Raw genomic sequence first — 5,326 nt, forward strand, 5'->3', positions numbered from 1 at the left:
TGCCCGCGCCGCTCGTGCGCGTGGCGTTCGAGCAGACGGCCGGCCGCGGCCGGCAGGGCCGCCCGTGGTTCGCACAGCCCGGCAACGCGCTGCTGTGCTCGGTCGGCTGCATCGTGCCGCGCCCCGTCGACGCGCTCGGCGGCCTCAGCATCGCGATCGGCGTCGCGCTTGCGGAAGGGCTGGCCACGCTGCCGCTCGACGCCCGCTCGCGCGTTGCGCTCAAATGGCCGAACGACCTGCTGCTGACCGCCACCGACGACGGCACGCCGCGCATCGTCGGCAAGCTCGCCGGGATCCTGATCGAAACCGCCTGGGCCAGCGCCGACGCGACCGCCGTCGTGATCGGTTTCGGCATCAACGTCCGCGGCGCGGAAGCCGTCGCCGCGCAGGTCGACGCGCTGCGCGCGCGCGAAGCGACGCTCGCGAGCGGGCTGCCGCCTGCTGCGCTGTCGATCGCGTGCGCATCGGCCAACCTCACCGATACGCTCGCCGCGTCGCTGAACGCGCTCACGCCCGCGCTCGCGCAGTTCGGCGCCGAAGGGCTCGCGCCGTTCGTGCCGCGCTGGCATGCGTTGCACGCGTATGCGGGGCGCGAAGTCGTCCTGCTCGAACAGGGCGTCGAACGCGCGCGCGGCATCGCGACGGGCATCGACGCGACCGGCCAGCTGCTCCTCGACACGCCGGACGGCATCCAGGCGATCGCGGCCGGCGACGTGTCGCTGCGCGAAGCGCAATGAACGAGCCGCACCTGCTGATCGACGCCGGCAACAGCCGGATCAAGTGGGCGCTCGCCGATGCGCAGCGCACGCTCGTCGAGACGGGCGCATTCGGCCACACGCGCGACGGCGGCGCCGATCCCGACTGGTCGAACCTGCCGCATCCGCGCGGCGCGTGGATCTCGAACGTCGCGGGCGCCGACGTGGCCGCCCGGCTCGACGCGCTGCTCGACGCGCGCTGGCCGGGCCTGCCGCGCATGACGATACGCTCGCGTCACACGCAATGCGGCGTGACGAACGGCTATACGACACCCGAACAGCTCGGCAGCGACCGCTGGGCCGGCCTGATCGGCGCGCACGCGGCATTTCCGGGCGAACACCTGCTGATCGCGACGTTCGGCACCGCGACGACACTCGAGGCGCTGCGCGCGGACGGCCGCTTCACCGGCGGGCTGATCGCGCCGGGCTGGGCGCTGATGATGCGTGCGCTCGGCACGCACACCGCGCAGCTGCCGACGCTGACCACCGATATCGCGAGCGGCCTGCTCGCGGGTGCGCAGGCCGATCCGTTCCAGGTCGATACGCCGCGCTCGCTGTCGGCCGGCTGCCTGTACGCGCAGGCCGGGCTGATCGAGCGCGCGTGGCGCGACCTTGCCGACGCGTGGCACGCACCCGTGCGGCTCGTGCTGGCCGGCGGCGCGGCGGACGACGTCGCGCGCGCGCTGACGGTGCCGCATACGCGACACGATGCACTGATCCTGTCCGGGCTCGCGCTGATTGCGGCCGAAGCCGCGCAGGATTGACGGAACCGGCGCGGGCATCGCGCCGGCGTGCGGCGACGCGGGTCCGGACGGACATGCGGCACGCTGACGAAGCGGTACGCGCGGGGCGGCTGCAACGGCCCGTGCATTCGACCGGCGGAAGCCATGAAAAAGCCGGCCATGCGGCCGGCTCGACTGAATGACGTGAACGACGTCGATGACGACAAGGAGGTTCGACGATGCTGCGCTGGCTGATCGCTGTTCTCTTTCTCGCCAACATGCTCGCGTTCGTGGTGGCGCGCGGCGTGTTCGGGCCGCTGCCGTCGGCCGGCCCGCGCGAACCCGGCGTGCTGTCGCGGCAGGTCCGGCCCGATGCGCTGCGCGTGACGCCGCTCGCGCAGGCGACCGACCAACCCGTCGTCGGTGGCCCGATCGCGCCGCCGGCCGTCACGACGGCCCCGCTCGCGGCATCCGCGCCCTGACGGCGCCGGGCCGTACTCAGGACTGCTGCGCGCGCACCTTCTTCAGCAGCGCGGTGGTCGAGCGGTCGTGCTCGAACGGAATCGCCAGCGCACGGCCGCCCCAGCCGCGCACGAGCGCCGATTCCGGCAGCGCGTCCATGTCGTAGTCGCCGCCCTTCACGAGGATGTCCGGACGGACGGCCTCGATCAGCGACACCGGCGTCTTTTCCCCGAACGTCACGACCCAGTCGACGCTTTCCAGCGCCGCGAGCAGTGCCGCGCGGTCTTCCTCGCGATTGATCGGCCGGTCGTCGCCCTTGCCGAGCATGCGCACCGACGCATCGCTGTTCACGCCGACGATCAGGCACGCGCCGAGCGCTTTCGCGTCGGCGAGATACGTGACGTGGCCGCGGTGCAGGATGTCGAATACGCCGTTGGTGAACACGACGGGCGACGGCAGCGACGCGCGCAGCGCGACGAGGGCATCACGGGTGATCAGCTTGCGTTCGAAGGTGGCGGACATGGTGGAGATCGGACGAAATGAGCAACGGCGCGCGCGACGGCGGCGCCAGATAAAAAGCCCGCCGGGCTGGCCAGGCGGGCTTCATGCAACGGATACGGCACGACGGCGCTACCGGCCGGCGCGATTCACGCCGGCGGCGGCGCCTGCCGGCCTCAGGCCGGCTGCGCGGCCGACGACGGGCCGCTTTCGGCCTGCAGGCGGCCGGTGACTTCCTTGCGGTAGCGGTTCAGCTCCTGCGCGGTCGCGAACGTGCGCTCGAACAGGATCGACAGGTTGTGCAGGATCCGCTCGACGACCTTCTTTTCCCACTCGCCGTCGAACCGGATCTGCTCGTCGAGCCAGCGCTCGAGCCATTCCGGATCGGGCAGGCGCGACTGCACGGTATCGCGCGGGAACAGCGCCTGGTTCACGTGCAGGTTGGTCGGGTGCAGCGGCTTCTCGGTGCGGCGCGCCGACGCCATCAGCACGCCGATCTTCGCGAACGCCGCGCGCGCGACGTCGCCGCAGTTGTTCAGCGCCTTCTTCATGTAGCGCAGGTAGGCGCCGCCATGGCGCGCTTCATCGCGCGAAATCGTTTCGTAGATCTGCTTGATGACCGGCTCGGTATGCCAGTCGGCCGCGCAGCGGTACCAGTGGTTCAGGCGGATCTCGCCGCAGAAGTGCAGCATCAGCGTCTCGAGCGGCGGCGCCGGGTCGAATTCGAAGCGCACCGCGTGCAGTTCCTCTTCGGTCGGCACCATCTCCGGCCGGAAGCGGCGCAGGTATTCCATCAGCACGAGCGAATGCTTCTGCTCCTCGAAGAACCACACGCTCATGAACGCGGAAAAGTCGCTGTCGTGCTGGTTGTCGCGCAGGAACATCTCCGTCGCGGGCAGCGCCGACCATTCGGTGATCGCGTTCATCTTGATCGTCTTCGCCTGCTCGTCGGTGAGCAGCGAAGCGTCGAACTTGTCCCACGGAATGTCCTTCTCCATGTCCCAGCGGACAGCTTCGAGCGACCTGTAAAGTTCCGGATAAAGCATGGTGTTCATGATGGTCCCACCCCTGTTCTGCGCAATGCGACTTCTCTAAACGTGACTGTTGCCGCAAAGGCGCGCCAAGCGCGCTTTTTGCGGCCAAGACTGTAATTTTACGCGTGAAACCGACCGGCCGGACGCCGATTGCTCGTCCGGCAGCCGGGCGGCCGCGCCGCCGTTGCGGCATGCCGCAGCCACGCTCCGTGCGAACGGAACCGGCTACGCGCTTGCCTGAGTGGGGGCCGGCGCTGGCCGGCTCGCTGACGAGCCCGTCCCCTGCCCCAGGCGGGTTCCCCGTAGGGCCCCGTGCGGATGCCGGATCGGCGGGCTGTTCGATATGGTGTATACGGCGGCGGCCATGATAGCACGCGTGCATGACGGTTCCGAGACGCCTGCCCGGTCGCGCGCCGCCAATCGCGGTGCGGCGATCGGTCGCGGCCGGCCGTCGCGAAAATGCAACCCTGCCCCCCTCCCGGCGCATCAGACCCGTATTTCGCCGGTCGCGAGACCGTCGTCCCGCGGCATGCCGGCAGCCGGCGCGCTGCCGCCGTCCGCCAGCGCGATCCAGCCGGCCAGCGTGTCGCGCTGCGCGCGCCCGTCGCGGTAGCCGAGCTCGATCAGTTCGCGCGTGAACGCCTCCTCGAACAGCAGGTAGCTTGCAAACGACGCGCCGGCCGGCTGGCTGCCGCCGATCGCGCCGAGCAGCCCGCGCATCGTCGCCGGCATCTGCTTCAGGTGTTTCGCGGCGATCAGCTCGATACGCTCGGACGGCGCGATCGCGAGCACGTCGACGTGCCGCCAGCCGCTGTCCACCTCGACCTGGTGCGGCAGGTGCTCGATCATCCGGTTGATGTGCTCGATGCGCTCGATGTCCGAGCCGATCGAGTCGAGGAACACGCTCGCGAGCACCTGCTGGCCGATCTGCGCGAGCGTCGGGTAGCCGCGTACCAGCCCCGTGCCGTTCGCGGCCGGAATCTCGGGCCGCGGGTCGGCCGCACCGACCACGACGATCCGGTGCGCGCCGAAGTGGATCGCCGGCGACAGCGGCGCGATCTGCCGGATCGACCCGTCGCCGAAGTACTCGATCTGCCCGTCGAGCACGAGCGGCACGGCCGGGAACACGAACGGAATCGCCGACGATGCGAGCAGGTGCGACGCCGACAGGTCGACGAGCCGCGCGGTGCGCTGCGCGCGCCGCCACGCCTGGATCGGCTCGGCCGCCTGGTAGAACGTGAGGTGCCGGCCGCTCGAATAGCTGAGCGCCGTGATCGACAGTGCGTGCAGCAGGCGCGCCTCGAGCATCTGCTCGATCCGGTGGAAGCTCAGCTCGCGCTGCAGCAGGTGCGCGAGCGGCGCGTTGTCGAGCAGCCCGCGCGGCGAGCGGCGGGCCGCCCAGCCGAACGTCATCGTCGCGAGCCAGCGCGCACCGGCGGCCGCGATGCCGAGCCAGTCGGTGCGATACACGTAGTCGGCACGCAACGGCTCCCAGAATTCGAGCAGGCGCCGCACGCCATGGGAAAAGTCGTCCGCATGGCTCGCGATCGACGTCGCGTTGATCGCGCCGGCCGACGAGCCGCACACGACCGCGAACGGCAGCGTATGCCGCTGCGGATCGGCCTCGCGCGCGATCTCGGCCAGCGCCTTGAGCACGCCGACCTGATAGGCGGCACGTGCGCCGCCTCCCATCAGAACGAGCGCGAGCCGCATGATCGACCTGCTATCTGCGCCGCGTCACGTCGAACGCTTCGGCGGACGGGTTTCGGGCGACGATGCGGCCGCCGCGCGCGCCGCGGCCGAACCGGTCGCGTCGGCCGCGCCGGTCGCGCCGGTCGATTTGGCACGCTTCGCG

General features: G+C 70.8%; 6 protein-coding genes. 3 read left to right on the top strand and 3 right to left on the bottom strand.

What is annotated here, in order from left to right; all coding sequences use genetic code 11:
• From DPV74_RS40315 to DPV74_RS40325, 3 genes are all read left to right on the top strand, one after another.
• Positions 1-737: biotin--[acetyl-CoA-carboxylase] ligase (locus DPV74_RS40315; RefSeq protein WP_119339211.1), on the top strand; the 737-nt coding region annotated here is incomplete at its 5' end.
• The gene (locus DPV74_RS40320) at positions 734-1,519 is read left to right on the top strand and encodes a type III pantothenate kinase (protein WP_119339212.1); all 786 of its coding nucleotides are present in this window, start codon (positions 734-736) and stop codon (positions 1,517-1,519) included. The genes DPV74_RS40315 and DPV74_RS40320, both read left to right, overlap by 4 nt.
• Positions 1,520-1,716: 197 nt before the next feature.
• Complete coding sequence (locus tag DPV74_RS40325; RefSeq protein ID WP_027789017.1) at positions 1,717-1,959, top strand: hypothetical protein; 243 nt, start codon at positions 1,717-1,719, stop codon at positions 1,957-1,959.
• 16 nt (positions 1,960-1,975) lie between these two features.
• Here DPV74_RS40325 and rfaE2 read toward each other — a convergent pair whose 3' ends face one another.
• The 3 genes from rfaE2 to DPV74_RS40340 form a co-directional block, all read right to left on the bottom strand.
• Positions 1,976-2,461: a D-glycero-beta-D-manno-heptose 1-phosphate adenylyltransferase gene (gene rfaE2 / locus DPV74_RS40330; RefSeq protein ID WP_012329309.1), complete on the bottom strand. Its 486-nt coding sequence runs from the start codon at positions 2,459-2,461 to the stop codon at positions 1,976-1,978.
• A 152-nt stretch (positions 2,462-2,613) separates the two neighbouring features.
• Positions 2,614-3,492 carry a diiron oxygenase gene (locus tag DPV74_RS40335; protein ID WP_034195849.1) on the bottom strand — a complete coding sequence of 293 codons (879 nt, stop codon included), beginning with the start codon at positions 3,490-3,492 and terminating at the stop codon, positions 2,614-2,616.
• 465 nt (positions 3,493-3,957) lie between these two features.
• On the bottom strand, positions 3,958-5,184 hold the full coding sequence (locus DPV74_RS40340) for a patatin-like phospholipase family protein (RefSeq protein ID WP_027789015.1): 1,227 nt from the start codon (positions 5,182-5,184) through the stop codon (positions 3,958-3,960).
• Between the last annotated feature and the right edge of the window lie 142 nt (positions 5,185-5,326).

Origin of the sequence: Burkholderia sp. HAN2018 (assembly GCF_024704855.1) — a bacterium.
GTDB classification, from domain to species: Bacteria; Pseudomonadota; Gammaproteobacteria; order Burkholderiales; family Burkholderiaceae; genus Burkholderia; species Burkholderia cepacia.